At 35.9% G+C, this 25,227-nt stretch carries 31 protein-coding genes; 13 read left to right on the forward strand and 18 right to left on the reverse strand.

Features of this window, described 5'->3' with window-relative positions:
- Positions 1 to 288 (forward strand): RNA polymerase alpha subunit C-terminal domain-containing protein, encoded by a 288-nt coding sequence (locus ACYVEC_RS08025; RefSeq protein ID WP_063224642.1) that lies wholly within the window; start codon positions 1 to 3, stop codon positions 286 to 288.
- Positions 289 to 342: 54 nt separating this feature from the next.
- Here ACYVEC_RS08025 and gerPF read toward each other — a convergent pair whose 3' ends face one another.
- The 7 genes from gerPF to ACYVEC_RS08060 all read right to left on the reverse strand — a co-directional run bounded on the left by gerPF (position 343) and on the right by ACYVEC_RS08060 (position 2,604).
- Positions 343 to 558, reverse strand: coding sequence for a spore germination protein GerPF (gerPF, locus tag ACYVEC_RS08030; RefSeq protein ID WP_001141570.1), 216 nt, complete (start codon positions 556 to 558; stop codon positions 343 to 345).
- A gap of 42 nt (positions 559 to 600) precedes the next feature.
- The gene (locus tag ACYVEC_RS08035) at positions 601 to 987 is read right to left on the reverse strand and encodes a spore germination protein GerPE (protein ID WP_063224641.1); all 387 of its coding nucleotides are present in this window, start codon (positions 985 to 987) and stop codon (positions 601 to 603) included.
- A gap of 15 nt (positions 988 to 1,002) precedes the next feature.
- On the reverse strand, positions 1,003 to 1,197 hold the full coding sequence (gene gerPD, locus ACYVEC_RS08040; RefSeq protein WP_001102342.1) for a spore germination protein GerPD: 195 nt from the start codon (positions 1,195 to 1,197) through the stop codon (positions 1,003 to 1,005).
- A gap of 6 nt (positions 1,198 to 1,203) precedes the next feature.
- Positions 1,204 to 1,818 carry a spore germination protein GerPC gene (gerPC, locus tag ACYVEC_RS08045; RefSeq protein ID WP_063224640.1) on the reverse strand — a complete coding sequence of 205 codons (615 nt, stop codon included), beginning with the start codon at positions 1,816 to 1,818 and terminating at the stop codon, positions 1,204 to 1,206.
- A gap of 67 nt (positions 1,819 to 1,885) precedes the next feature.
- Positions 1,886 to 2,092 carry a spore germination protein GerPB gene (gene gerPB / locus ACYVEC_RS08050; protein ID WP_063224639.1) on the reverse strand — a complete coding sequence of 69 codons (207 nt, stop codon included), beginning with the start codon at positions 2,090 to 2,092 and terminating at the stop codon, positions 1,886 to 1,888.
- Between the two features lie 14 nt (positions 2,093 to 2,106).
- Positions 2,107 to 2,328, reverse strand: a complete 222-nt coding sequence (gerPA, locus tag ACYVEC_RS08055) for a spore germination protein GerPA (protein ID WP_001111186.1) — start codon at positions 2,326 to 2,328, stop codon at positions 2,107 to 2,109.
- A gap of 96 nt (positions 2,329 to 2,424) precedes the next feature.
- Positions 2,425 to 2,604, reverse strand: coding sequence for an aspartyl-phosphate phosphatase Spo0E family protein (locus ACYVEC_RS08060; RefSeq protein WP_063224638.1), 180 nt, complete (start codon positions 2,602 to 2,604; stop codon positions 2,425 to 2,427).
- A 247-nt stretch (positions 2,605 to 2,851) separates the two neighbouring features.
- Between ACYVEC_RS08060 and ACYVEC_RS08065 the strand changes: the two genes are divergently transcribed.
- The gene (locus ACYVEC_RS08065) at positions 2,852 to 3,751 is read left to right on the forward strand and encodes a fumarylacetoacetate hydrolase family protein (RefSeq protein WP_063224637.1); all 900 of its coding nucleotides are present in this window, start codon (positions 2,852 to 2,854) and stop codon (positions 3,749 to 3,751) included.
- Between the two features lie 33 nt (positions 3,752 to 3,784).
- On the opposite strand, the gene ACYVEC_RS08070 is transcribed toward ACYVEC_RS08065, so the two are convergent.
- Together ACYVEC_RS08070 and rocD are read right to left on the reverse strand one after the other, a co-directional pair.
- A complete protein-coding gene (locus tag ACYVEC_RS08070; RefSeq protein WP_063224636.1) occupies positions 3,785 to 4,069 on the reverse strand; it encodes a hypothetical protein in 285 nt (94 codons plus the stop codon).
- Positions 4,070 to 4,182: 113 nt separating this feature from the next.
- The gene (gene rocD, locus ACYVEC_RS08075; RefSeq protein ID WP_063224635.1) at positions 4,183 to 5,373 is read right to left on the reverse strand and encodes an ornithine aminotransferase; all 1,191 of its coding nucleotides are present in this window, start codon (positions 5,371 to 5,373) and stop codon (positions 4,183 to 4,185) included.
- Between the two features lie 150 nt (positions 5,374 to 5,523).
- On the opposite strand from rocD, the gene ACYVEC_RS08080 reads away from it, so the two are divergent.
- Positions 5,524 to 5,892 (forward strand): YisL family protein, encoded by a 369-nt coding sequence (locus ACYVEC_RS08080; RefSeq protein WP_063224634.1) that lies wholly within the window; start codon positions 5,524 to 5,526, stop codon positions 5,890 to 5,892.
- Positions 5,893 to 5,946: 54 nt separating this feature from the next.
- Here ACYVEC_RS08080 and ACYVEC_RS08085 read toward each other — a convergent pair whose 3' ends face one another.
- Positions 5,947 to 6,501 (reverse strand): DUF2777 domain-containing protein, encoded by a 555-nt coding sequence (locus ACYVEC_RS08085; protein ID WP_098556345.1) that lies wholly within the window; start codon positions 6,499 to 6,501, stop codon positions 5,947 to 5,949.
- 239 nt (positions 6,502 to 6,740) lie between these two features.
- Between ACYVEC_RS08085 and asnB the strand changes: the two genes are divergently transcribed.
- From asnB to katB, 3 genes are all read left to right on the forward strand, one after another.
- Positions 6,741 to 8,588, forward strand: coding sequence for an asparagine synthase (glutamine-hydrolyzing) (gene asnB, locus ACYVEC_RS08090; protein ID WP_460506112.1), 1,848 nt, complete (start codon positions 6,741 to 6,743; stop codon positions 8,586 to 8,588).
- Between the two features lie 187 nt (positions 8,589 to 8,775).
- On the forward strand, positions 8,776 to 9,735 hold the full coding sequence (hemH, locus tag ACYVEC_RS08095) for a ferrochelatase (RefSeq protein ID WP_242250963.1): 960 nt from the start codon (positions 8,776 to 8,778) through the stop codon (positions 9,733 to 9,735).
- Between the two features lie 60 nt (positions 9,736 to 9,795).
- On the forward strand, positions 9,796 to 11,262 hold the full coding sequence (gene katB, locus ACYVEC_RS08100) for a catalase KatB (RefSeq protein ID WP_063224631.1): 1,467 nt from the start codon (positions 9,796 to 9,798) through the stop codon (positions 11,260 to 11,262).
- 269 nt (positions 11,263 to 11,531) lie between these two features.
- Here katB and ACYVEC_RS08105 read toward each other — a convergent pair whose 3' ends face one another.
- Positions 11,532 to 12,764, reverse strand: coding sequence for an ammonium transporter (locus tag ACYVEC_RS08105; RefSeq protein WP_063224630.1), 1,233 nt, complete (start codon positions 12,762 to 12,764; stop codon positions 11,532 to 11,534).
- 213 nt (positions 12,765 to 12,977) lie between these two features.
- Here ACYVEC_RS08105 and ACYVEC_RS08110 point away from each other — a divergent pair, with 213 nt between their 5' ends.
- The 3 genes from ACYVEC_RS08110 (at position 12,978) to ACYVEC_RS08120 (ending at position 15,673) form a co-directional block, all read left to right on the forward strand.
- Positions 12,978 to 14,279, forward strand: coding sequence for an alpha-amylase family glycosyl hydrolase (locus ACYVEC_RS08110; RefSeq protein ID WP_063224629.1), 1,302 nt, complete (start codon positions 12,978 to 12,980; stop codon positions 14,277 to 14,279).
- Positions 14,280 to 14,330: 51 nt separating this feature from the next.
- Positions 14,331 to 14,558 (forward strand): hypothetical protein, encoded by a 228-nt coding sequence (locus tag ACYVEC_RS08115; protein ID WP_063224628.1) that lies wholly within the window; start codon positions 14,331 to 14,333, stop codon positions 14,556 to 14,558.
- A 230-nt stretch (positions 14,559 to 14,788) separates the two neighbouring features.
- Positions 14,789 to 15,673, forward strand: a complete 885-nt coding sequence (locus tag ACYVEC_RS08120) for a helix-turn-helix domain-containing protein (protein ID WP_063224627.1) — start codon at positions 14,789 to 14,791, stop codon at positions 15,671 to 15,673.
- Between the two features lie 862 nt (positions 15,674 to 16,535).
- Here the strand turns inward: ACYVEC_RS08120 and ACYVEC_RS08125 are convergent.
- A complete protein-coding gene (locus ACYVEC_RS08125; RefSeq protein WP_001040146.1) occupies positions 16,536 to 17,027 on the reverse strand; it encodes a YajQ family cyclic di-GMP-binding protein in 492 nt (163 codons plus the stop codon).
- A gap of 230 nt (positions 17,028 to 17,257) precedes the next feature.
- Between ACYVEC_RS08125 and ACYVEC_RS08130 the strand changes: the two genes are divergently transcribed.
- Entirely contained in the window at positions 17,258 to 18,112 is an 855-nt protein-coding gene (locus ACYVEC_RS08130) for a CvfB family protein (RefSeq protein ID WP_063224626.1), read from the forward strand.
- Positions 18,113 to 18,163: 51 nt separating this feature from the next.
- On the opposite strand, the gene prsA is transcribed toward ACYVEC_RS08130, so the two are convergent.
- Positions 18,164 to 19,021 carry a peptidylprolyl isomerase PrsA gene (prsA, locus tag ACYVEC_RS08135; RefSeq protein ID WP_063224625.1) on the reverse strand — a complete coding sequence of 286 codons (858 nt, stop codon included), beginning with the start codon at positions 19,019 to 19,021 and terminating at the stop codon, positions 18,164 to 18,166.
- Positions 19,022 to 19,151: 130 nt separating this feature from the next.
- Positions 19,152 to 19,283 carry a DUF3941 domain-containing protein gene (locus ACYVEC_RS08140; protein ID WP_001120845.1) on the reverse strand — a complete coding sequence of 44 codons (132 nt, stop codon included), beginning with the start codon at positions 19,281 to 19,283 and terminating at the stop codon, positions 19,152 to 19,154.
- Between the two features lie 100 nt (positions 19,284 to 19,383).
- Between ACYVEC_RS08140 and ACYVEC_RS08145 the strand changes: the two genes are divergently transcribed.
- Positions 19,384 to 20,241, forward strand: a complete 858-nt coding sequence (locus ACYVEC_RS08145) for a YitT family protein (RefSeq protein ID WP_000364442.1) — start codon at positions 19,384 to 19,386, stop codon at positions 20,239 to 20,241.
- Between the two features lie 25 nt (positions 20,242 to 20,266).
- On the opposite strand, the gene ACYVEC_RS08150 is transcribed toward ACYVEC_RS08145, so the two are convergent.
- The 3 genes from ACYVEC_RS08150 to ACYVEC_RS08160 form a co-directional block, all read right to left on the reverse strand.
- Positions 20,267 to 20,464: a DUF3813 domain-containing protein gene (locus ACYVEC_RS08150; protein ID WP_000527393.1), complete on the reverse strand. Its 198-nt coding sequence runs from the start codon at positions 20,462 to 20,464 to the stop codon at positions 20,267 to 20,269.
- Positions 20,465 to 20,605: a hypothetical protein gene (locus tag ACYVEC_RS08155; protein ID WP_000516816.1), complete on the reverse strand. Its 141-nt coding sequence runs from the start codon at positions 20,603 to 20,605 to the stop codon at positions 20,465 to 20,467.
- A gap of 104 nt (positions 20,606 to 20,709) precedes the next feature.
- Positions 20,710 to 21,519 carry a Cof-type HAD-IIB family hydrolase gene (locus tag ACYVEC_RS08160; protein WP_063224624.1) on the reverse strand — a complete coding sequence of 270 codons (810 nt, stop codon included), beginning with the start codon at positions 21,517 to 21,519 and terminating at the stop codon, positions 20,710 to 20,712.
- A gap of 490 nt (positions 21,520 to 22,009) precedes the next feature.
- Between ACYVEC_RS08160 and ACYVEC_RS08165 the strand changes: the two genes are divergently transcribed.
- Both ACYVEC_RS08165 and clpB read left to right on the forward strand, forming a co-directional pair.
- The gene (locus ACYVEC_RS08165; RefSeq protein ID WP_000531418.1) at positions 22,010 to 22,189 is read left to right on the forward strand and encodes a YjzC family protein; all 180 of its coding nucleotides are present in this window, start codon (positions 22,010 to 22,012) and stop codon (positions 22,187 to 22,189) included.
- A 211-nt stretch (positions 22,190 to 22,400) separates the two neighbouring features.
- Complete coding sequence (clpB, locus tag ACYVEC_RS08170) at positions 22,401 to 25,001, forward strand: ATP-dependent chaperone ClpB (RefSeq protein ID WP_063224623.1); 2,601 nt, start codon at positions 22,401 to 22,403, stop codon at positions 24,999 to 25,001.
- 37 nt (positions 25,002 to 25,038) lie between these two features.
- On the opposite strand, the gene ACYVEC_RS08175 is transcribed toward clpB, so the two are convergent.
- On the reverse strand, positions 25,039 to 25,221 hold the full coding sequence (locus ACYVEC_RS08175; protein WP_063224622.1) for a YjzD family protein: 183 nt from the start codon (positions 25,219 to 25,221) through the stop codon (positions 25,039 to 25,041).
- Positions 25,222 to 25,227: the final 6 nt, after the last annotated feature.

Genomic DNA, 25,227 nt, shown 5'->3' on the forward strand with positions numbered 1-25,227 from the left:
ATGGCAACGGAAAAAACGTTAAGAACTTGTGAAAAGGGACATGAGTACTATAAAAGTAGCGATTGTCCAACTTGCCCAACCTGTGAGAAAGAGAAAATGCCAAAAGAAGGTTTTCTTTCTCTTCTTTCAGCGCCAGCAAGAAGGGCGCTAGAGCATCACGGAATTTATACTGTAGAAGAACTCTCAAAGTATAGCGAGAAAGAAATTTTAAAACTACATGGTATGGGACCCGCATCTTTACCTAAATTGAGAGCGGTTCTAGAGGAAAAAGGATTATCATTTAAATAAAATTGTAATTTCGTGTAGAAAGAAGAAAAAAGTAGGAGATATCTCCTACTTTTTTTATGCTGTTCCAATCTGATCTTGATCGGCCACATCAGAATCGAACGTATTTGTTGCACTAACACCACTAAACGTATTTACGACAAATCCAACGTTAGAAGCTCCAGATCCATTATACGCTTTCGTGTTTTCTTTCGGAGACACGTTATAAAAATCTCCTAAATTGAAAGAGCCATTACTGTTTTGAACGACGAGATTTCCAACAACAGAAGGCATACCATCCACCTACTTTACTCAGCTTTTTAATTACTATATGAATTATTGAGCGGAGGGTTCATCCGTAATATATTGGCGGATTTGCATAATACGAGAGTTATTGAAAGCATAATCAACATTTCCGATTTGAAAGCAACCGGAATTTAAAAGTGTTCGTAATTCAACATCCTTCACTTCAATAAAGGGACATTCATTTACAATGTTTAGTTTTACATCTGTCGAACGTTTTGGGATTGTGATGTGTTCATCTGTAAAAATTTCAAATGCATCTAAGCGACCTTCGTCTTTTATATAGCAAGGAAATTCCCTGTGGACGGCAAGAGCCCTACTTTTTAATTCCATTTGATTTGCGTCTCCCACTTGAAACACGGCAGTAATCCCTAAAGAAATAATAGAAACATTTTGGACAACAGACACATGATGCAACATAATTTCTCAGTCTCCTTAACCTGGAGTAGGAGGGACATCTGTTACTAATGGTACAAATGGCCCCTCTGTAACAGTTTCAAATGGTGTATCGAGAATAGAAGATAGAATGAGAAGATTGGCATCTCCAATTAAAAAGAGTGCGGACGACGATACACCATTCATTTTAATCTGTCCGACTTTTAACTCGCGATTTACAACATTAACATTCATACATACTTACTCCTTTCGGAAATTGCCCGGTATGTGTTGAATAAAGGAGAGGAAGGCTTTATCGATATCTTGTTTCATTGCCTGAATAATGATATCTCGTAAATAATCTGGATCTGTTGAAATTCCTTCATATGATTGCGCTTGTGATAAATAATAAGGAAGTCTATGCTCCATCTGTTTTTTTATGTCATCAACCATCATTTGTCGATACATTTCATCGAGCGGCGTTCTCTCTTCTTGTTCAAAATGGAGAATTCGATTATATGCTTCTTCATCTAAGTAACGATGCATTTCTTGAAGAATTCCTTGGTAAAAGTCTGGATTTGTGTCAGTTTCAGGATTGACCTTCAAAGTTTCTGTATCAACTTGAAAATCCTCAATTTGCTGTCCTTTTGCTGAAAACGGGTTTAAACCAATATTTAAAGTACCATTTAAATTTTCTACTTTTAATTGATCGAATTTGTATTCCACTTTTCCTACAGAAGAGGAGGGGCGATTTTTTAGTTCATTAAGCTCTTCTTGTAATAGGCGCACTTGATCTTCTAAATTCAGGATGGCTGCTTGTTGTGTTTGAAGAGCTTGCTGAAGTTGGTGTAAGTAAGTATATATATCTTGATTCATTTGTGAAACCTCCTTTTCAATAGGGAGGGTAAATATATTCCTGCTATATATTTATGACAAGGATGTCTTAAGAAGAACTAGTTGATGGTTTGATAGAAATAATTTGTCCTTTCGACTGTAATGGGCGAAGAGGCTCTGTAAATCCGCCAGTATTTGAGAATTTAGATAGAGCTTTAATACTTCCAGCAGTACCAATTTGGAATACAGAAGAGGTTGTAATACTATCGATTTTAATGCTATTGATGATAATGCTTTGGTTTACATAAAAGTTCAACACAATCGCCTCCTTTAAGTTGAACCAATTATCGCTTGATCAACGATATCTGAATCATTAACAGTCGTTGCGCTTTGATAATTGTAGACAGAAACGTTATCTCCAACGTTAAAAGAGCCGGCCCCGGCGAAAGCACGTGAATAACTAATAGGCCTAATTGCAAATACATCCCCAATATGAAAAATACCACTTGATCCAATATTGACGATACGAATATGTCCGACCATAGCTGGCATACAAAACACCCTTCGTTTTTAAAATTTTCTTTTCTACTATTGTATGGGCGTTTTCAATAAAATGTGTATTTTTTTGAAATAAAAGAAACACACACGTTATTGCGTGTGTGTATCGAGTGTTTGATTAGTGTTAAAATCCGTATGTACATGCCAAATTGCATTTAAGAGCCTGTCCAGTTCTTGGCTACAATCTACTGTTTTTTGAGAAGTCATTCCATAGCGTTCAGCAAAATAAATCATTTTTTCACGTTTTTTTTCAATCGCTTGCTCAAACATTGAAATCGGCTCCATCTCTAAATGAAATTTTTAGTATATATGTAGTACATATTATACAAAAATCCCATAAAAAAGAAACGTCTTCGCTAAAAAAAGTAAAATTTCTACATTTTATGCCAAATGATAAAGGAGTAACGAATAGAATATGAGAAGAATATTGTGAAAATTAGCGTGCATGAGAAGGTTTTTTTCTTGCAGATGCGAATACAATTAAAAGGTATGAGTTTTAGGATGGAGAGTGGAAATATTGCGTTTGGTAACGGCGAAAAAAGAAGAAAAGGTATTTGTAGGTATTGTAGATGAAGAGAGAGAAAAGGTATTGCACTTAAGGGAAGCGCAAAGGCAAAAGGGAGAAAAGGTTACAATTCCTATTACAATGTTAGAGTGTATTGAAAGAGGAACCGAATGTTTTGAAAAAATATGTGATATTGTAAATTGGGCGAAGGAAAATGAAGGAACGGCGTATTATCCGTTAACTGAGGTGAAAATATTAGCACCCATTCCAAGGCCAAGGAAGAATATTCTTTGCGTTGGAAAAAATTATCGTGAGCATGCGATAGAAATGGGCGGAGTAGAGTCAATTCCAGAAAATATAATGATCTTTACGAAAGCGCCAACGACAGTTATTGGAATGGATGAAAAAATTAATAGTCATCCTCACGCAACAAATGAACTAGACTATGAAGGCGAACTAGCTATCATCATTGGTAAGCGTGGGAAACAAATAAAAAAAGAAAAAGCGCTTGAGCATGTTTTTGGTTATACCATTATAAATGATATAACTGCTCGCGACATTCAAAGGAAGCATAAACAATTTTTCCTTGGAAAAAGTTTCGATACATTTTGTCCGATGGGACCGTATTTAATTCATAAATCAATGGTTAGTGAGCCGAATGCGTTACACATTGAAACGATAGTAAATGGGGAAGTAAGACAAACTTCAAATACAAATAAAATGATTTTTTCAATAGAAGAAATTATTTCAACGATAAGTAAAGGAATGACGTTAGAACCAGGAGATATTATCGCAACAGGAACGCCGGCTGGTGTCGGAAAAGGTTTCACACCACCGAAGTTTTTGCATGCTGGTGATGAAGTGGTCATTACAGTAGAAGGAATTGGTACTTTGCGAAATATAGTGAAATGAAAAAAAGAGCTATCTTATCGAAGATAGCTTTTTTTATGGTCTTGGGTTATAGAGATAATCGATAACGGAAAAAGTGTAAAGACCAATAAATGCAAGCGTGCAAATGCCCAATAGTATAACCGTAAGTGCGCTTTTTTCTCGGCCAAATCCAATAATAGTAAGAATAACAGCAGTCCAAAATGATGCTTTCAGTAGTGTGAATGTAGTAGAAGTTAAGTAGTGACTAAGCAAAGTTGTGGAAAGTAGGAAGCCAAAGAATGTAACTAAAATAAAAGACGTAGCTAAATAGTTAATATGTTTGCCATATCTTAATAACAATATATCGTACCTCCTTTACAGAATGTAAATACAGAAAATTACAATTTTATTTTAGTATAAATCAATATAAAAAGAAAGAGGTTGTCCTAACATGTAGGACAACCTCTCTATTATTACGATAATACCGCTTTAATTTTTTGGAATGCCCACTCTAAATCTTCTTCAGAGATTACTAGAGGTGGTGCGATACGAATTACGTTTTCGTGTGTTTCTTTACATAAAAGACCAGCTGCTTTTAGTTGTTCACAGTAAGGACGAGCTGGCTCGTTTAATTCGATACCGATGAATAAACCTTTACCGCGAACTTCAGTGATCATTGGGTTATCAATTTCTTTTAATTGCCCAACTAATTTTTCACCTAATTGAAGAGAACGCTCTGTTAATTTTTCTTCTTCTAACACTTCAAGAGCTGCGATAGAAACAGCACATGCAAGTGGGTTACCACCGAATGTAGAACCGTGAGAACCTGGCTCAAATACGCCTAAAATGTCGCGGTTTGCTGCTACGCAAGAGATTGGGAATACGCCGCCACCAAGAGCTTTACCAAGTATGTACATATCAGGAGTTATACCGTCCCAGTCACAAGCAAATACTTTACCAGTACGGCCTAAGCCTGTTTGGATTTCATCTGCTACGAATAAAACGTTTTCTTTTTTACATACTGCAAGAGCTTCTTTTAAGAAACCAGCTGGTGGGATATTAATTCCTGCTTCACCTTGGATTGGTTCTAAAATGAATGCAGCTGTGTTTGGTGTAATAGCAGCTTTTAATGCTTCTAAATCACCGTAAGGAATTACGATAATGCCAGGAAGCATTGGGCCGAATCCACGCTTGTACTCTTCGTTTGAAGACATAGAAACAGCACCCATCGTACGACCGTGGAAGTTATCTTCACAAACGATGATTTCAGCACGGTTTGCTTCTACTTTCTTCACGTCATAAGCCCAGCGGCGAGCTGTTTTAATTGCAGTTTCAACAGCTTCTGCACCTGTATTCATTGGAAGTACCATTTCTTTATTAGTTAGTTTCGCAACTTTTTCGTACCAAGGACCTAATTGATCGCTATGGAAAGCACGAGAAGTTAACGTAACACGATTAGCTTGGTCAATTAAAGCGTTAATGATTTTTGGGTGACGATGACCTTGGTTTACTGCAGAATATGCACTTAATAAGTCCATATAACGGTTTCCTTCAGGATCTTCTACCCAAACGCCTTCTGCTTTAGAAATAACGATTGGAAGTGGGTGATAGTTATTTGCTCCGTATGTGTCTGTAAGTTCGATAATATCCTTAGTTTGAATCATGATTGTTCCCCCTTTTGTTATTACAAGAAGTTTGTAAATACTCTAAATATTATATCATTTAAATGTAAAAAAGCGAAACATTTCCTGAAAATAAATGAACATGTTATCATATAGAGTGAAAAAGTGTGAAAAGAGGAGGTAAGGGATACGATGGTACATATGCATATTACAGCATGGGCGTTAGGTTTAATTTTATTCTTTGTGGCGTATTCACTTTATTCAGCAGGGAGAAAAGGGAAAGGTGTACATATGGGGCTTCGCCTAATGTACATTATCATTATTGTGACAGGCTTCATGTTGTACATGAGTATTGTGAAGACAGCAACAGGTAGCACGCACATGTGGTATGGCTTAAAAATGTTAGCTGGTATTTTAGTTATCGGTGGAATGGAAATGGTTCTTGTAAAAATGAGCAAAAACAAACCAACAGGGGCGGTTTGGGGCTTATTTATTGTCGCGCTAGTAGCGGTATTATACTTAGGACTAAAATTACCGATTGGCTGGTACGTATTCAAATAAAAATAAAACCACCTTATGATCTCAAATGTTTGGGAGATAAGGTGGTTTTTATTTTTATGTCGCATCAATATGCAACTCTTCTCCGTTTACTTTCGTAAAACGAAACATATTTTTATTTGACGTAGCGTGACGAACGAAATGGTGCTGCAGTGTACAAATCATTTCTTCATTATCGAACAATAGAATATTTACTCCTGCACGTGCTTCCTCTTTCGGTAAGAAAGATAAATAATTATGACAATACATGCAATCATATAAAGAGTAGTGAAGTGATTGCAATGCCTCTGTTAATAAGGCAAAGACAGAGTCAGGTAATTCTTCAAGCCATTCTGTATAGCTAAGAAGTAATTTTTTACGAATACGTATCATTTCACCATTTTGCAAATGGTGCTGTTCGTTGGCGATTTGTAATATATCTTGTTCATAGAAACGAGCTGGTAGCCAGTTATTGTTATATAAAATCTCAAATCCATCTTCGGCAATATCTTCTAATAAAAATGCTTCCTCATTTTCATCATCAAAGAATACCCATTCATTGTTTATGTATTCTACATTACCGACCGTATGAGCACGAGGCTGGTTATACAAAATATGTTTACGTTGTATCATACACGATTTCTCCTTTATGAAAAGTAGTTATTCCTGTTATAGACAGTTCGTGCATTCTTTATAACTAGACACATCTGGATATAGGTGGGCATACAATAAAACACGTTTTACTGAGTGAAAATGCTATTCCATATGTGGATAGTAGGTTATCGTCAAGTTTTTCATTTTTTGATCCGCACCTCTTAGGGTGGGGATTACTGCACGTTCAAGAAAAGAAATAAGATGGAAGGATGATTTATATGTGCGGGATTACAGGATGGGTGGATTATAAACGCTCATTAGAAGGAGAACGGGACGTCGTTACGAAGATGGCTGAGACGTTAGCGAAGCGTGGCCCAGATGATAATAAAGTTTGGATTAAAGGCAATGTCGCATTTGGGCATAAACGGTTAATCGTTGTTGATCCTGAGGGTGGTAAACAGCCGATGACTTGTTTAAAAGACGAAACGAATTATGCAATTTGTTATAACGGCGAACTGTATAACACGGAAGATATTCGAAAGGAACTCTTAAGAAGAGGATATACGTTCAAAGGTCATTCTGATACGGAAGTACTATTAGCATCGTATATTGAATGGAAAGAAGAATGTGTCGATCATTTAAACGGTATATATGCGTTTGCGGTATGGGATGAACAGAAAGAACAAGTATTTATTGCACGAGATCGATTAGGTGTAAAACCGCTATTTTATAAATACGATAGTGGACGATTACTATTTGGTTCAGAGTTAAAAGCGATATTAGCACATCCAGATGTAAAGGCAGAAGTAACGTTAGAAGGTTTATCAGAAGTATTCGGTCTTGGACCATCTAGAACGCCTGGTCACGGTATTTATGCTGGTATAAAAGAATTACGTCCAGGTCATGCGATGACATTTTCAAAGAACGGTTTATGTATATGGAGATATTGGAATGTGGAAAGTAAAAAGCATGAAGACTCCTTTGAAGAAACAGTAGAAAAAACACGCTTTTTATTACAAGATGCGATTACAAGGCAGCTCGTTTCTGATGTACCACTGTGCACTTTTCTATCAGGTGGTGTAGACTCGAGCGCGATTACAGCAATTGCTGCGAAAGAATACGCAAGATCAGGAAAAGGTCAATTACACACGTATTCGGTTGATTACGAAGATAATGACAAATACTTTAAAGCAAATACGTTTCAGCCAAATTCAGATGCACCATTTATTAATTTGATGACTGAAACGTTTCAAACAATTCATCATCGCTGCGTCATTTCAAATGAACAATTAGCACAGTATTTAACAGAAGCAGTACTCGTTCGTGATTTACCTGGTATGGCAGATATTGATTCGTCATTATTATGGTTTTGCCGCGAAATTAAACAAGATTTTGTCGTCGGTTTATCTGGGGAATGTGCAGACGAAATATTTGGTGGATATCCGTGGTTTTATAGAGAAGATGATTTACAATCGAGTGTATTTCCGTGGATGCGTTCTACAGAAGCGCGTGAACAATTGCTAAAGAAAGAATGGAGAAATAAATTAAATTTACAACAATATGTACAACAGCGCTATGAAGAATCCATTCAAGAAGTTCCTATTTTAGAGGGAGAAAGCCCGATTGAAGCAAAAAGAAGACAATTATTTTATTTAAATATGGTATGGTTTATGACAACATTATTAGACAGAAAAGACCGTATGAGTATGGGTGCAAGTTTAGAAGTACGCGTTCCATTTGCGGATCACCGACTTGTCGAATATGCATGGAATATTCCTTGGGAAATGAAAATGTATAAAAACCGCGAAAAAGGTCTATTGCGTAAAGCGTTAGAAGGGTTACTTCCAAATGACATCTTATATAGAAAGAAGAGCCCGTATCCGAAAACACATAATCCACACTACACAAAAGCAGTAACAGTATGGCTACAAGATTTATTAACAGATAAAGGCTCGATTTTACACGAACTATTCGATAAGGAACAGCTGAGTGGATTAATTGAGTCAAGCGGCAGTGCATTTCAAACGCCTTGGTTTGGTCAATTAATGACTGGGCCGCAACTTTTAGCTCATTTAGCGCAAATTCATGTTTGGTTTAAAGAATACGGGGTAAATATTAAAGAATAGGAGAAAAGCGACTTACATTTATGTAAGTCGCTTTTTATTAAATGAATTGTCATATAAAATTTAAAATCATATTAGAAATAATACTTATTTATAATAATTATTTTGACGTACTTATTATTAGTTGTTATAATTGGAAACGAATGTTCTTGAAAAAGATTCTCATTTATAAAATTGAGGTGCTATATAGATGACAAAGAAAAAAATAGGTTTACTCGTAATGGCGTATGGGACGCCAGAATCATTAGATGATGTAGAAGCGTATTACACACATATTCGCCATGGGCGTAAGCCATCTGAAGAAGCACTCCAAGATTTAATTAGTCGCTATAAAGCAATTGGCGGAATTTCACCACTTGCAAAAATTACGAAAGAGCAAGCGCATAAATTAACAGATGCAATGAATAACATATTTACAGAGTATGAATTTACTTGTTACTTAGGCTTAAAACATGTTGCTCCATTTATAGAAGATGCAGTAGAAGAGATGAAGCGCGATGGAATTGGGCAGGCGATTAGTATCGTATTAGCGCCGCATTATTCTACTTTTAGCATTAAAGCGTATAATGACCGTGCTATTCGTCTTTCAAAAGAAATCGGTGGGCCTGTTATTGAACCAATTGAACAATGGTATGATGAACCGAAATTTATTTTGTATTGGGCAAATCAAATAAAAGAGACGTTTACTAATATTGTAGATAAAGAGAAGACTGTCGTAATTTTTTCTGCACATAGTTTACCAGAAAAAATTATTGCAGCAGGTGATCCTTATGTGGAGCAATTGCAGCATACAGCGGATTTGATCGCAGCAGCTGCAAATATTCAAAACTATACAATTGGTTGGCAAAGTGCCGGAAATACTCCAGATCCATGGATTGGACCAGATGTGCAAGATTTAACAAAAGATTTATATAAAGAGCATGGATATGAATCTTTCATATATTGTCCAGTTGGCTTTGTGGCAGAGCATTTAGAGGTTTTATATGACAACGATTATGAATGTAAAGTTGTAACGGATGAACTAAATGCCAAATATTTTAGACCAAATATGCCGAATGCACAATCTGTTTTTATCGAATGCTTAGCTGAAATTGTTTCCAAAAAAATGAAGGAAATAGTTGACAAAGATTTAGTTTTGAATAATAATTAGTTTATAATAATTTTAAATAAATAATAATTACTATGAAATAAAGAGGAGGATCCCCCCTAGATGAATCCAAATAATCGCTTAACAACAAACCAAGGTGCTCCAGTTGGAGATAACCAAAATTCTCGCACAGCTGGTCGCCGTGGACCGGTATTATTAGAAGACTATCATTTGGTAGAAAAACTGGCTCACTTTGATCGTGAACGTATTCCAGAGCGCGTTGTGCATGCGCGTGGTGCAGGTGCTCACGGTGTATTCGTAACGAAAAATAGCATGAAGCAATATACAAAGGCAGCATTTTTACAAAATGAAGGAACTGAAACACCTGTATTCGTTCGTTTCTCAACGGTTATTCATGGTCAAGGTTCTCCGGAAACAGCTCGTGACCCACGTGGGTTCGCTGTTAAATTTTATACAGAAGAAGGAAATTACGATATCGTAGGTAACCATTTACCGGTCTTCTTCATTCGTGATGCAATTAAATTCCCTGATATGGTGCATTCTTTAAAACCGGCACCTGATACAAATATTCAAACGCCAGATCGTTACTGGGATTTCATGACGTTAAGTCCAGAATCTACACATATGATGACATGGGTGTTTTCTGATTACGGTACACCAGCAAGTTATCGTGAAATGGAAGGTTTCGGTGTCCATTCATTCAAATGGATTAATGCAGAAGGCAAAATCGTTTATATTAAATACCACTGGAAACCGCAGCAAGATGTGCGTAATTTAAGCGCAAAAGAAGTGCAAGAAGTACAAGGAAAAGACTTCAACCATGCAACTCGCGATTTATTCGATGCAATTGAAAAAGGAAATTATCCGAAGTGGGATTTACACGTACAAGTGATGCAACTAGAAGAAACGGATTCTTTAGATTTCGATCCATTAGATCCAACGAAAGTATGGCCAGAAGATCGCTTCCCATTAATTGAAGTAGGGACAATGACGTTAAATCGTAATCCGAAAAACTTCTTTGCGGAAGTAGAACAAGTTGCGTTCTCTCCAAGCGCAACTGTAAATGGCATTGAACCATCTGAAGATAAATTATTACAAGGTCGTTTATTCTCTTACCCAGATACACAGCGTTACCGTCTTGGGGCAAACTACTTACAAATTCCTGTGAATTGCCCATACGCAGCTGTTCATAACCAACAACGTGATGGTGCGATGCAAATGAATCAAAACCCATCTACAATCAACTATGAACCGAGTCGTCATACTGAAAATCCAGTTGAAGACCCAACTTACCGCGATTCAACTATGAAAGTAGAAGGCTATGTATCTCGTGAAAAAATTGACAAACCAAATGACTTCAAGCAAGCAGGTGAGCGTTACCGTTCATTCTCTAAAGAAGAGCAAGCAAACTTAATTGCAAACTTAACAAATGACTTAAAAGACGTAAATGAACGCACGAAATTACTAGCTGTTTGTAACTTCTTCCGTGCAGATCAAGAGTACGGTATGCGTTTGGCGCAAGCGTTAAATGTTGATATTACGCAATATGTAGGAAATGCTCCGAAATAAATAGGGAAAGACGACCGGATTTCGGTCGTCTTTTTTGTGTGTAAAGTTACTCGGGGGTATTTTACGTTTAGGTCATGTCAGAATTTGTTGGTAAATCGATATCCTGTGTCGAAACGTCGATATATTGGAAGAATCGCTGATATATTTAAAAAATCGTCGATATATCCAAATAATCGCTGATATATTCACGAATATACCAACTAGGGTATGCCGCCGACAAGTCTAGTAAAAAGAGATGCAATCTACTACTAATAGATTGCATCTCTTTTTTAGTTTACTCGCTCTGTATACTCATAAGCCTTCTCGCCGTGCATCGAAATATCAAGCCCCATATGTTCCTCGTGCTCATCGACGCGAACAGGGAGGAAGAAGTTAATTGCTTTAATAATGGCGTACGTCATTATGATTGTAAATGCATAGGTTGCTCCAATTGCTACAAGTTGTTTAAAAAGTAAAGTAGCGTTTCCGTAAAATAATCCATTAGCACCATCGCCGTTTACAGTAGTAGTTGCGAATAGTCCTGTCGCAATACCGCCCCAAGTTCCTCCAATGCCATGGCATCCAAAAGCATCAAGTGTATCGTCGTATCCGAATTTTGTTTTTAAGAAAAAGACCGCTCCGAAGCATAATATACCGCCGATTGCTCCGATAAGAAGGGCGGAGAAAGGTGTAACGAACCCGCAAGCTGGTGTAATTGCGACTAGACCGGAAACAACTCCGCAAGCAGCTCCCATCGCAGTTGGTTTTGATTGGAAGAACCATTCTGAAAGCATCCAAGTTAATGCTGAGGCAGCGGCGGCTATATTTGTATTAATAAATGCAGTTAAAGCTACGTCGTTTAAAGATAATGCGCTTCCGACGTTAAAGCCGAACCAACCGAACCATAGTAAGCCAGCACCAAGCATCGTAAATGGTAAATGATGAGGAGATGGACCGTTTATATTTTTTCGTTTTCCGAGGAAAATAGCTAATACAAGACCGGCCACACCAGATGTGATATGAACGACGTTACCACCAGCGAAGTCTAACGCGCCAAGTTCTCTTAGCCATCCGCCAACACCCCATACCCAATGAGCAACAGGATTGTAAACGATCGTTGTCCATAGAAGGATGAAAATAAGGAAAGCTGAAAATCGCATTCTCTCGGCGAATGCACCTGAAATTAAAGCTGGAGTTAAAATGGCGAACATGAGTTGAAACATCATAAATAAATTGTGAGGAATAGTAGATGAGTAGTCTGGATTTGGTGCGTAGGTAACTCCGTTTAAAGCGAACCAATCGAGTGTACCGATAAGTCCGTGCCAATCTGGTCCGAATGATAAAGAATAACCAATTACAATCCACTGAATTGAAACGATAGCCATTGCACTATAACTATGCATTGTTGTACTGAGTACATTTTTACTGCGAACCATGCCCCCGTAAAAAAGTGCCAATCCTGGTGTCATTAACATGACCATTACTGTCGCTACAAACATAAAAACCGTATCTCCCGTATTCATTCTCTCTCCTCCTATAATGTTAGAAAAAATAACATCAATTTGTTATGTTTCATATCATATTCGAAATAAATATAAAAATCAACTAAAAATTCAGAAAATTTTATAATTCATGTTAGAAAATCTAACATGAATTATTTTGAGGAGAAAGAAATCAACATATGCGATTTGTTCGGATAATTGGTATAATATTCTTACAATTAAAAAACATGGGGGATGCGTGTGGGAAAAATACGGACTAGGAAACTATTCATTTGTGTTTGTTTAGCTGTCGTCTTATTTGTACCAATACATACGTTTGCAGACGAAAAAAGAGAGTGGAGAGACGAAGTTATATATTCCATTATGATTGATCGCTTTAATAATGGAGAACCTAAAAATGACAAACAGTTAGAAGTTGGAAATTTAGAAGGATATCAGGGTGGAGATATAAGAGGGATTATCAAGAGACTAGATTACATAAAAGAAATGGGATTTACCACTGTTATGCTTTCACCCCTTTTTGAAAGTGGAAAGTACGATGGGTTAGACGTGCGCAATTTTCAAAAGGTAAATGAACATTTCGGAACAGAAAATGATGTGAAAGAACTTGTAAAAGAAGCTCATGCAAGGGGAATGAAAGTTATATTTCAATTTCCGCTTAGAGAAAACGAACAACAAGTAATCGACTCGATGAAATGGTGGATCAAAGAAGCCGATTTAGATGCAAGTTATGTAATGCATAGTGAAAAAAAGTCACCTGCTTTCTGGGATGACGTGCAAAAAGATATGCGAGTGATAAAGAAAGAGTTTCGTGTTATAACAAAAGAAGATAGTGAATATAACGAAAAAATAGTAGAATCGTTTTCCAAAGCGGATGTATCAGTGAAACCCTTATATGATGTGAGTAAAAAAGAAGGGGAATCTGTTACATTTTTAGATAATCAAGATACAAAAAGATTTGCCCGTATTGCAAAAGAAAATATGAATTATCCGCCATCTCGTTTGAAACTAGCTCTTACATATGTATTAACATCACCAGGTATTCCGAATTTTTATTACGGAACTGAAATCGCATTAGATGGAGGGGATACTCCAGATAATAGACGATTAATGGATTTCAAATCAGATGAAAAATTTATGCAGCACATAACGAAACTTGGTGAACTTAGACAAACGAGACCATCTCTAAGGCGTGGTACGTTTGAACTTTTATATGATAGAGATGGAATGAGTATACTGAAACGGAAGTATAAAGATGAAGTGACATTAGTAGCGATTAATAATACGAAAGAAACACAAAAAGTTGCTTTACCTGTAAGTGTGATTGGTGAAAAACAAGAGTTAAAAGGATTGTTAGAAGATGAAATTATAAGAGAAGAAAAAGGAAAGTTTTATCTCGTTCTAAAGCGCGAAGAATCAAATGTGTATAAAGTTAATGGAGAAACAGGTGTGAATTGGTTATTTATCTCTTTAATTGTCGGTGTGAACGTATTGTTTATTGCTTTTTTAATTGCGGTTAAAAAGAGGCGGAAATAAGGGAACATTCTCTTTTGTGTGCAATTAAAAGTGCGTGATGAGGTGAGATGTTTGAGGGGAAAGAAGTTGTTCGCTATATGTTTGAGTCTTCTTATCGTATTCGTAATTCTGTATTTCTGGGACAACGGTGACGATGGGGAATTTGTTCGGTGGGGCGATAGTGTTCATTCTGTTGACACAGCAATTCTAAAGAGAAATAATATTAAATACAAAATCGAAAATGATAAAGTATACATTTCTGAAAAATCATTTGATAAAGCGATATGGTGTTGCTCTTAATAAATCTAAAAACTTCTCTAATGAGAGAAGTTTTCCAGGTTAGGGAGAAAGTCTTCTTCCTAGCCAGTTTTTTTGTCAACAACGATAGGAAAAGAGAAGGGAGAGTCTTCTTATAGTGGGAGGAAAAGACCTTTGAAATAAACAATCATTGCAACTATATTAATTTTACATTACATTAAAATTTAGAGAATACTCTTATACTAATACAGTACTAAATAGTAGGAGGAAAAATGGAATTTTACGATTTGGGTATTACCATTAAAGAACTTAGAATTAAAAAAAATATATCACAATCCGAATTATGTCATGGAATATGTTCACAAAGTCAAATTAGCAAGATCGAAAAAGGTGTGATTTATCCATCTAGCATATTGTTATATCAATTATCAGAAAGACTTGGTATTGATCCAAATAATATATTTGCACTAACTCAAAACAAAAAATTTAAATATATAGAAAATGTAAAATGTGTAATGAAGGATTGCATAAGACAACATCAATATAAAGAGCTTTATGAAATAGTAACAAAAGAAAAAAACTTAAATAATTTTCGAATAAAAGAGGATAAACAATTTCTAATATGGCATGAAGCAATTGCTATATATCGTGTGAATAACTCAGTAAAAACGGCTTTAACTCTTTTAAATAACGCATTAAAAATAACTGTAACGAATATTGATTTTTTAACAGAGAGAGAAATAGATATTATGCAGACAATGGCTATATTTCATGCAGAAAATAAAGAATATAAAGAGAGTATTAATATATTAAAAAGATGTTTAAATAATTTTAATAAGCTAGATTTTCCTAGAGATAAAGAAATTAAATTAAAAATCATTTATAATTTAGCAAAATGTTTAAGTTACACATATCAATACGAAGAAGCAAAAAAATACATTGATAAGGGTATCAAATTAGCTATTAATCTAAATACTTTATACTTATTGGGTGAACTATACTATGAAAAAGGTTCGAATTTATTAAAGCTTAAACAATCTAATAAAGAAAAAGTTGCTAATAACATGAAAAAAGCGTTATTTATATTTGAATTAACAAAAAACGAAAAAAAATTACAAATAATTAAAGAAGAATATTTCGAAAAACATAATTGCTAAATAAATACTTATAGTACAATAAAACCCACAGGAAAAGTTCCTGTAGGTTTTACACTTATAAACCTCTTAATATTTTTTATAAACTTGATGCTAAAATATTATTACTTAATATGAATTTTCGAATGAAAGTTTACTTAACGTACTTTCTATTTTGAAATCTGCATCCTTATTAACACTTTATACTTCTTTTCCTTCCATATTAAAATTAAGATGGTTCAAGTAAGAGGAAGGCAACTTAAAGTGTCTTTTTTATGACCTTTATCATCAACTATTTAGTGTTTCTTTAAATTATTACATAACATAGGTTTTTTGTACCAAGCTTTGTGAATGCAATTAGATTTATCCTTTAGTGTAGTCATATTATTAGAACATCCTTTAATATTTAGAGAGAATATAGCCAATAAAAAACATAATATTAATTTCTTCAAATAACCACTTCTAACTCTTTTATAATTAACTTTTTTTCACAAAATAAGATCCCTTATTAATTTTACATTACATTGAAGGGTGGAAAATATTCTTATACTCATAAATTGTTACGCTTGATTAGGGAGAGAGATTTTGGTTTATGGAGGTAGTTGTGGTGACTTTGGTTTGGGATTCAATTGATAAGGAAAGTGATTCAAGTTGAAGGGAAACGTCCTAAGAAGTCTTTTCCTTATTTTTAAAAGGGCATGCTCAATTCCATGTATAAAAAAATTCTACAATGAGACCTAGTCTAACTACGCGGTCACCTGTAAGATATTCGTATGAATAGACTCTGTTCGCTCAGCAATTTTCACCGCAAATACCCTCTTGTCCTTGTCATATTGTTCCTACATGACAAAAAGAAAAACTCCTCTAATTAGAGGAGTTTTTCTTTTTAGCGGTAGTTAATAAATTGTACGTCAATCGGTAAATCAGCGCTGCGAACTGCTGCGATAACTGCTTGTAAGTCATCACGGCTTTTCGCTGTTACACGTACTTGATCATCTTGTACTTGTGTTTTTACTTTTAATTTCATTTCTTTAATGATGTTGTTAATTTTTTTTGCATTATCTTTATCGATACCTTGTTGAAGTGTTGCGCGTTGGCGAACTGTGTTACCAGTAGCAGCCTCAACTTTTCCGTAATCTAAGTTCTTAATTGGAACGTTACGCTTTACAAGTTTAGAAATTAGAACGTCTTTTACTTGGTCTAATTTGAACTCGTCATCAGAAGTTAAAACAAGTACTTCTTTTTCTAATTTAATATCACTTTTACTTCCTTTAAAGTCATATCGGTTTTGGATTTCTTTTAATGCGATGTTAATTGCGTTTGTTACTTCAGGTAATTCTACTTTCGAAACGATGTCAAAAGAACTGTCTTTTGCCATAGTTAGCACCTCCAAATAAATTTCTAATCTTTTTATGTACTGTACATACTAAAGTATAGCTGAAAACGAGCTTAGACTTAAGTGTTTTCATACTTATAATGATGTAACCTCATTTTATTATAGTGAATTTTAGGCAGTTGGACAAATAAAGAAAGAATCGTGTTATAATTAACTTTTGTTTGGAATGATAAAAAAGATAATTTTATATATATAGAAGGGAATTAAAAAATATGTATTTGCAAATAGGATCGATTGAACAGGTAACTGTTTTACGCGAAACGGAAATCGGATATATGGTTGGGAATGAAGAAGAAGAAATTTTCCTACATAAAAACGAAGTAGCTGGAGAAATTGCAGAAGGCGATACGATTGATGTATTCTTATACCTTGATCACCAAAATCGTGTTTCAGCAACAATGAAGGAGCCGCTTATTACAACTTTTGATTGGAACTGGGTAAAGGTTGTAGAAGTTATTCCTAGTTTAGGTGTGTTTGTTGATATTGGTGTATCAAAAGATATACTAATCCCAGCTGATGAGTTCCCGATTTATATGCCAGTATGGCCAGAGGTTGGAGACGAATTATATTGTACGTTAAAATTAACGAATCGTGATCGCCTTATCGCTCTTCCGGCAAGAGACAGTGATATGCAAGAAATTATCGTAGATGCGACGCCATCTATGCGTAATAAAAACGTAAATGGACGTGTGTATCGTTCGCTTCAAGTTGGTTCATTCATACTAACGGATGAGCATTTCCGTGCTTTCTTACACCATACAGAAAGAAAAGAACAAGTCCGCATCGGTGAGCGTGTAACGGGCCGTATTATTGACGTGAAAGATGACGGTACAATTAACATTTCACTTCTTCCTCGTAAAGAAGAAGGAATGGAAGATGACGCTGCTGTAATTTATGCATATATGGAAGAACGAGGCGGAGCAATGCCGTTTTGGGATAAGAGCCACCCAGAAGATATTAAAGAACGTTTCAATATGAGTAAAGCTGCATTTAAGCGTGCACTTGGTAAGTTGATGAAGGAAGAAAAGGTTTACCAAGAAGAAGGTTGGACGTACTTTAAGAAATAAAGTAAATAAAAAGCACCACCTTATATTTGTAAAATATAAGGTGGTGCTTTTTTAATTTCCTTGCTCATGTGCAAGAGTAAACGTATCTTCCAACTCACTATCGTTTATTTTAATATTTGCCTTTTTTAATTCTTGTTGTAATAATTTTTGACCAAATGTAGGATCGGCAATACGTTCTGCTTCTAAGTTTTTACGGATGGAGTCTTTCACTTCATCGTAAGGTTTTAAATCTTTTTTACCAGTTAGTTTAATAATGTGATAGCCATTTGGTGATTTGACGGAATCGCTAATTTGACCAATTTTTAGTTTGTAGGCAGCTGTTTCAAATTCAGGTGTCATTGTACCTGAATTGAAGTATCCGAGGTCTCCGCCTTTCTCTTTTGATAGTAGATCTTGTGATTCTTGTTTTGCTAATTCTTCGAATGAAGCACCAGCATCTAATTTTTTCTTTATTTCTTTCGCTTCATTTTCGTCACTTACTAAAATGTGACTCGCTTTAATTTCTGGTTTATAGTGATTTTTCACGTCTTTTTCTGTAACACTTTTCTTAATTGCTTCATTCATAGCAAGTTTGAACTTAATTTGGTTTTTGAAATCAGCTTCATCTTTTAAACGATTGTTTTCTAATACTGCTGTGAATTGATCGCCGTATTGATTTTTCGCTTTTTGTACTTCTTTATCCACATCATCATCAGATACTTTATATTTTTTCGTAATAACGTCTTGTGCCATCATTTCGTATAGCATGTCTTTTCCGTAACGATCTTTCAACTGCTTTTCGAAGTCGCTCTTCGTAATGGTTGAGTCTGTTGCTGTAGCGACTGTAGCTGAACTATTTTTTTGTCCGCAAGCAGCTAGCATTAATATACTTATTAGTGCAGTAATAATGAAAATGTGTTTCCCTCTCACGCTAACACCTCATCCGAATATGTTATCGCTATTGTAGAATATAGAAGTGAACATGAAGTGAATTTTTAATGTTTTTTTCCTGTAAAATGTAAAAAAAGTACACCGACAATATTGTCGGTGTACGATGGAATTAAAGGTGATCGGTCTTTTTGGAATAGGCACGCTTACCTTGCTCTATATTCTTTTGTTCTTGTTCATTTTTTTGTGCGCGTTTTGCATTATTATCGCGTGCTTTTTTGTCGTTATCACTCGTATGTGGCATATGTATCAACTCCATTTCTAAACGTTGTACGTTTATCATTTCCTTTTTCGTAAAGACTATGTATAGTGGTGCATTCATGAATAATAAAGGTGGATTAGAAATGGATTTGAAGTTGAATTATACCGAACTTATAAAGAAGTTAATCGTTGTAATCATTGCAGGTTTATTAAATGCGATTGGAATGAATTTATTTTTAACACCAGCGAAAGTGTACGCGAGTGGTTTTGCTGGATTGTCTCAATTATTATCACAAATACTAGGAGATTTTTTATCTATTCATATATCTACAGGAGTATTGTTTAGCTTATTTAATATTCCTGTCGTTATTTTAGCGTGGAAAAAGGTTGGGAAAGCTTTTACGTTTTTTAGTTTTTTGTGCGTTATATTTATGACGTTGTTTTTAGAAATTATCCCAGTTCGAGCTGTTTCGAATGATATCATCTTGAATGCAATTTTTGGAGGGCTTATTTCGGCAATTGGAGTAGGGATCGCGTTAAAGTGGGGGGCTTCTACAGGTGGTTTAGATATTATCGCCATGATTTTATCCAAAATAAAAGATAAGCCTGTCGGTACGTATTTTTTCTTCTTTAATGCACTGATCATTATTGCTGCTGGCTATGTGTATGGGTGGGAAAAAGCATTATATACTTTGGTGACTTTGTATGTGTCAACGCGAATCATCGATGCGATTCATACGCGGCATGTGAAGATTACAGCATTAATTGTTACGAAGAATGGGGCAGATGTAAGAAAGGCAATTCACTCACGCTTAGTGAGGGGGATTACAACTATACCGGCAACAGGTGCTTATACAAATGAAAATAAGGAAATGTTAATGATTGTTATTACGCGTTATGAACTGTATGAATTAGAGAGGGTTATTAAACAAGTGGACCCAGGTGCATTTACAAACGTACTGCAAACTGTTGGGGTGTTTGGACTGTTCCGAAAAGATTAAAGAGGACCAAAGCTGGTCCTCTTTTTTAATGTAAATTCGTAATATTTTGCAACTGCTCCTGCATTTCGCGTAGCTGAACTTTTTCAGCTGTTGAAGAGTTTGCGTAAGCAGAGTGCAAAGCGTTTTTGGCTCTGTATACGAGATCTTGTTGCTCAGCACCGCTTGAACAAGATACGGCATTTGCAACAGCATCTCTAGCTTGTTGGAATAGTAAGTTCCCCATTTAGACCCCTCCAAAAGAAGAGTTGCTTCTCGCTTTTTCTGCCTCAGCTAATGTACCACGGTACGGGAATCTTGCATCATGCTTCATAACAGCATCGGCTCCTTGTTGGATAAAACGTTTTGATTTGTTCTTTTTACCCATTCGAAAAACCCCCTTTATTTAGCTGAAACAATCGACGCGCTGACTTTTGCGTCTAATCATAGTATGTGCCTTTGGGGAGAAACTATAAGTAGGGAATTTTTAGATTACAACCCAAGAACCTCTTCTAAATATAGTGCAATACCATCTTCTTCGTTCGTTAACGTCGTATGGTTTGCAAGTGATTTTAATTCAGGAATTGCATTCCCCATTGCGATGCCGTGACCAGCAAATTCAATCATTTCAAAGTCGTTATCTTCATCACCGAAAGCAATAATTCGTTCTTGTGGAATGTTGTAATGACTAGAAATTTTTTGTAATCCGACAGCTTTATTTAACCCACTTTTTACAATTTCAATAATCGGCCAAGGTGCGCCCCATTTTCTATGGTCAATTACTTCAGCATGCATATCAGTTAAGTGTTGACGAATTGCACTGGAATGCTCGTCATGTGCGTCTATTAATAAGCAAGTTGGATGATCGTTTAAAATATTTAATAAGTCTCCTGTAAAAATCTTTGGAGAACCGAATTCGAAAATATGTTTTTTATCTTCATCAATTTCACGAACATACACATCGTCCATTACTTCAGCGTATATATTTTTTACACCAAAATCAAAGCAAGCTCGGACAATTTCTTGGGCTGTTGCTAGCTCAAGAGGAGAGTGATGTGTTCCCCACTTTGAATCAAGAGGGTGATGTACGTAAGCGCCATTAAAGTTTACGATTGGTGTATTAAGACCAAGTTCTTTATAGTAATCATAACTAGCGCGGAATGGACGTCCTGTTGAAATAACGACAATATGTCCTTGTTCCTTTGCCTTTGCAATTGTATATTTCGTTCGAGTGGAAATTATTTTGTTGTCTGTTAATAATGTGCCGTCTAAGTCTAATGCGATTAAATGTTGTTTGTTCATAATTTCACCTCTTATAATAATTTTTTGTTTTTATCTGTATTTCCGTTTTTAATATGCAGAAATAAGAGGTTAGACTGAGTGAGACCACCAAAGATGGAAAGTTCACTATATATCCATCTTACGTCGCAAAGTGCTGCGGTGTCTACTATTTCTCGCTGGAAATTAAGAAAAGTCAACATCTTTTTAGAAAGTTCAAACAATGTTTCTTTCATTATGTATAAATTGTGAGAAGGGTTACATTGCTCGTATGATGATGCTTATAATGAACATGTAATCTTCTCGTATATGTTTGACTCTCCTTTGAAACTGGCCTATAGTAGGTTGGTTTCTTTTTTCTACAAATAGGAAGGGAATCCCTGCTTTAAGCTTGTGTCATTCATGTATATGTACAAGAACGAAATGTAGTACTTGTTTCCTAAACATGACAGAAAAGCTTTCTTTTAAAATGGATATACTAATGAGGCAAAGACGTCATGGAAGGAGAATGGAAATGGGACAAAATCGCAGGTTTCGTTCTGGACAAAAAGCGCCGAATGATGGCATTTACGTAGAAATTGGTGAAACGGGAAGTATGGTGAAAGATCCGCAAATGGTAAAGTTAACTGCCGGTGACAAGTTTCCAGATAATACGAATCATAACCGTCAGTGGACATATAAAAGAAAACCGTAACAGAAGCCGCAATCGTTATTGCGGCTTTTTTGTCATCACACATTATAATTTCATTTACCGTATATTTTTCAGTCGTATCATGCATGCTCCCTTTTTCTTTTTCCAATAATAAGTTTGAAAATACATAATCAAAATTATTGTATAAAAAAGTCAGTTGGCGTATAATCAAATCAAAGGTCAAAGAAAGTCAAACATTTGGAGGACTGTAAAGATGGACTTAAATCAAATGACAACAAAAACACAAGAGGCGATTATGAGTGCCCAATCTTTAGCGGTATCTCATCATCATCAAGAAGTAGATACTGTTCATCTCTTGTTTACATTATTAGAAGAGCAAGATGGGTTAGCAGTACGTATTTTTCAAAAAATGAATGTCGATATAGAAGCGTTAAAACAAGGCGCCGAAAGTTTAATTAAGAAAAAGCCTTCTGTAACGGGAAGCGGTGCAGAAGCAGGCAAATTATATATAACAGGTGCTCTGCAACAACTACTTGTAAGAGCAGGAAAAGAAGCAGAGAAATTACAAGATGACTATATTTCAGTCGAGCATGTATTACTTGCTTTTTCTGAAGAAAAAGGCGATATAAACCAATTATTCACAAGATTTCATATTACGAAAGATAACTTATTACAGTCTTTAATGACAATTCGGGGGAATCAAAGAGTGACTAGTCAAAATCCAGAAGCAACTTATGAAGCGTTAGAAAAATATGGTCGTGATTTAGTGGCGGAAGTAAGAGCGGGGAAAATTGACCCTGTTATCGGGCGTGATAGTGAAATTCGCCGCGTCATTCGTATCCTTTCACGTAAAACGAAAAATAACCCGGTTTTAATTGGTGAGCCAGGTGTTGGTAAAACAGCAATCGTTGAAGGATTAGCGCAGCGTATTGTGAAAAAGGATGTACCGGAAGGATTAAAAGATAGAACAATCTTTGCGTTAGATATGAGTGCACTTGTAGCTGGCGCGAAATTCCGCGGTGAGTTTGAAGAGCGTCTGCAAGCTGTATTAAATGAAATTAAAAAGAGTGAAGGCCGCATTTTATTATTCATTGATGAACTGCACACAATCGTCGGCGCTGGTAAAACAGAAGGCGCAATGGACGCAGGAAATATGTTAAAACCAATGCTTGCGCGTGGTGAACTGCATTGTATCGGGGCGACAACACTAGATGAATATCGCAAATATATTGAGAAAGATCCAGCGCTAGAAAGACGTTTCCAACAAGTATTAGCAGAAGAACCAACTGTTGAAGATACAATTTCCATTTTACGTGGTTTAAAAGAGCGTTTTGAAATTTATCACGGTGTAAATATTCATGACCGCGCGATTGTAGCAGCATCTGTTTTATCAGATCGATATATTTCAGATCGATTCTTACCAGATAAAGCGATTGACCTTGTTGATGAAGCATGCGCAACAATTCGTACGGAAATTGATTCTATGCCAACAGAATTAGATGAAGTAACGCGCCGCATTATGCAGTTAGAAATTGAGGAAGCAGCTCTTGGAAAAGAAAAGGACTTTGGTAGTCAAGAACGTCTAAAAACATTGCAACGTGAATTATCGGATTTAAAAGAAGTTGCAAGTGGTATGAGAGCGAAATGGGAGAAAGAAAAAGAAGATATTCACAAAGTTCGTGACTTACGTGAACATTTGGAGCGTCTGCGCCGTGAATTAGAAGAAGCAGAAGGTAACTACGATTTAAATAAAGCAGCGGAACTTCGTCACGGGAAAATCCCTGCTATTGAAAAAGAGTTAAAAGAAGCAGAAGAAATGGGCGCGCATAATAAACAAGAAAATCGTTTATTACGTGAGGAAGTAAGTGAAGAAGAGATTGCTGATATTGTTTCACGCTGGACTGGTATTCCTGTCGCAAAACTCGTTGAAGGTGAACGCGAGAAATTATTACGCCTAGAGCAAATTTTATCAGAGCGTGTAATCGGACAAGAAGAAGCGGTAAGCTTAGTATCAGATGCAGTTCTTCGTGCGCGTGCTGGTATTAAAGACCCGAACCGTCCAATTGGTTCCTTCATCTTCTTAGGACCGACTGGTGTTGGTAAAACAGAACTTGCAAAAACATTAGCGCAGTCTTTATTCGATAGTGAAGAGCAAATGATTCGTATTGATATGTCTGAGTATATGGAGAAACACGCTGTGTCACGCTTAATTGGTGCACCTCCTGGATATGTTGGATATGAAGAGGGCGGTCAATTAACAGAAGCAGTAAGACGTAAACCGTATTCCGTTATTTTGTTAGATGAAATTGAAAAAGCACATCCAGAAGTATTCAACATTTTATTACAAATGTTAGATGATGGACGCATTACAGATTCACAGGGCCGTACAGTAGACTTTAAAAACACGGTTATTATTATGACTTCAAACATTGGATCTGCTCATTTATTAGATGGTCTAGAAGCAGATGGCTCAATTAAAGAGGAATCAAGAGAACTTGTCATGGGACAATTAAGAGGGCATTTCCGACCAGAGTTTTTAAATCGTGTCGATGAAATTATTTTATTCAAGCCTCTTACAGCGAATGAAATTAAAGGTATTGTTGATAAAATTGTAAAAGAATTACAAGGTCGTTTAGATGATCGTCACATTACGGTAGAATTAACAGATGCTGCGAAAGAGTTTGTTGTAGAAGCTGGTTTTGATCCGATGTACGGAGCTCGTCCGTTAAAACGATATGTACAGCGTCAAGTTGAGACAAAATTAGCACGAGAATTAATTGCAGGAACGATTACTGACAATAGTCATGTAGTTGTTGATGTAGCAAATAATGAGTTAGTCGTTTATGTGAAGTAAAATAAAAAAGAGTTCGGATAAAATCCGGACTCTTTTTTTAGTGTTGTTCTACTGGCTCGTTTGGAATTGCAGCTGCAATTGCTAGTACCAATACCGCAAGAACAACTGAGAAAATAGACGCTTGGTTAAAATCGTATGTACCGCCAGTCATAGAGCCGATTACATAGCTCATCATATGTACAAGCAAGAACGACCAAATTAATGCCCAAATGAAACGCATATTTTA

It is taken from the genome of Bacillus sp. MN7755, from assembly GCF_054771475.1.

Bases quoted from the DNA above. Each gene is read 5' to 3' on its own strand.
- ACYVEC_RS08025 (WP_063224642.1), top strand. From the start codon at position 1: ATGGCAACGGAAAAAACGTTAAGAACTTGTGAAAAGGGACATGAGTAC.
- gerPF (WP_001141570.1), bottom strand. From the start codon at position 558: ATGCCTTCTGTTGTTGGAAATCTCGTCGTTCAAAACAGTAATGGCTCT.
- ACYVEC_RS08035 (WP_063224641.1), bottom strand. From the start codon at position 987: ATGTTGCATCATGTGTCTGTTGTCCAAAATGTTTCTATTATTTCTTTA.
- gerPD (WP_001102342.1), bottom strand. From the start codon at position 1,197: ATGAATGTTAATGTTGTAAATCGCGAGTTAAAAGTCGGACAGATTAAA.
- gerPC (WP_063224640.1), bottom strand. From the start codon at position 1,818: ATGAATCAAGATATATATACTTACTTACACCAACTTCAGCAAGCTCTT.
- gerPA (WP_001111186.1), bottom strand. From the start codon at position 2,328: ATGCCAGCTATGGTCGGACATATTCGTATCGTCAATATTGGATCAAGT.
- ACYVEC_RS08060 (WP_063224638.1), bottom strand. From the start codon at position 2,604: ATGTTTGAGCAAGCGATTGAAAAAAAACGTGAAAAAATGATTTATTTT.
- rocD (WP_063224635.1), bottom strand. From the start codon at position 5,373: ATGATTCAAACTAAGGATATTATCGAACTTACAGACACATACGGAGCA.
- ACYVEC_RS08080 (WP_063224634.1), top strand. From the start codon at position 5,524: ATGGTACATATGCATATTACAGCATGGGCGTTAGGTTTAATTTTATTC.
- ACYVEC_RS08085 (WP_098556345.1), bottom strand. From the start codon at position 6,501: ATGATACAACGTAAACATATTTTGTATAACCAGCCTCGTGCTCATACG.
- asnB (WP_460506112.1), top strand. From the start codon at position 6,741: ATGTGCGGGATTACAGGATGGGTGGATTATAAACGCTCATTAGAAGGA.
- hemH (WP_242250963.1), top strand. From the start codon at position 8,776: ATGACAAAGAAAAAAATAGGTTTACTCGTAATGGCGTATGGGACGCCA.
- katB (WP_063224631.1), top strand. From the start codon at position 9,796: ATGAATCCAAATAATCGCTTAACAACAAACCAAGGTGCTCCAGTTGGA.
- ACYVEC_RS08105 (WP_063224630.1), bottom strand. From the start codon at position 12,764: ATGAATACGGGAGATACGGTTTTTATGTTTGTAGCGACAGTAATGGTC.
- ACYVEC_RS08110 (WP_063224629.1), top strand. From the start codon at position 12,978: ATGCGTGTGGGAAAAATACGGACTAGGAAACTATTCATTTGTGTTTGT.
- ACYVEC_RS08120 (WP_063224627.1), top strand. From the start codon at position 14,789: ATGGAATTTTACGATTTGGGTATTACCATTAAAGAACTTAGAATTAAA.
- ACYVEC_RS08125 (WP_001040146.1), bottom strand. From the start codon at position 17,027: ATGGCAAAAGACAGTTCTTTTGACATCGTTTCGAAAGTAGAATTACCT.
- ACYVEC_RS08130 (WP_063224626.1), top strand. From the start codon at position 17,258: ATGTATTTGCAAATAGGATCGATTGAACAGGTAACTGTTTTACGCGAA.
- ACYVEC_RS08140 (WP_001120845.1), bottom strand. From the start codon at position 19,283: ATGCCACATACGAGTGATAACGACAAAAAAGCACGCGATAATAATGCA.
- ACYVEC_RS08145 (WP_000364442.1), top strand. From the start codon at position 19,384: ATGGATTTGAAGTTGAATTATACCGAACTTATAAAGAAGTTAATCGTT.
- ACYVEC_RS08150 (WP_000527393.1), bottom strand. From the start codon at position 20,464: ATGGGGAACTTACTATTCCAACAAGCTAGAGATGCTGTTGCAAATGCC.
- ACYVEC_RS08155 (WP_000516816.1), bottom strand. From the start codon at position 20,605: ATGGGTAAAAAGAACAAATCAAAACGTTTTATCCAACAAGGAGCCGAT.
- ACYVEC_RS08160 (WP_063224624.1), bottom strand. From the start codon at position 21,519: ATGAACAAACAACATTTAATCGCATTAGACTTAGACGGCACATTATTA.
- ACYVEC_RS08165 (WP_000531418.1), top strand. From the start codon at position 22,010: ATGGGACAAAATCGCAGGTTTCGTTCTGGACAAAAAGCGCCGAATGAT.
- clpB (WP_063224623.1), top strand. From the start codon at position 22,401: ATGGACTTAAATCAAATGACAACAAAAACACAAGAGGCGATTATGAGT.
- ACYVEC_RS08175 (WP_063224622.1), bottom strand. From the start codon at position 25,221: ATGCGTTTCATTTGGGCATTAATTTGGTCGTTCTTGCTTGTACATATG.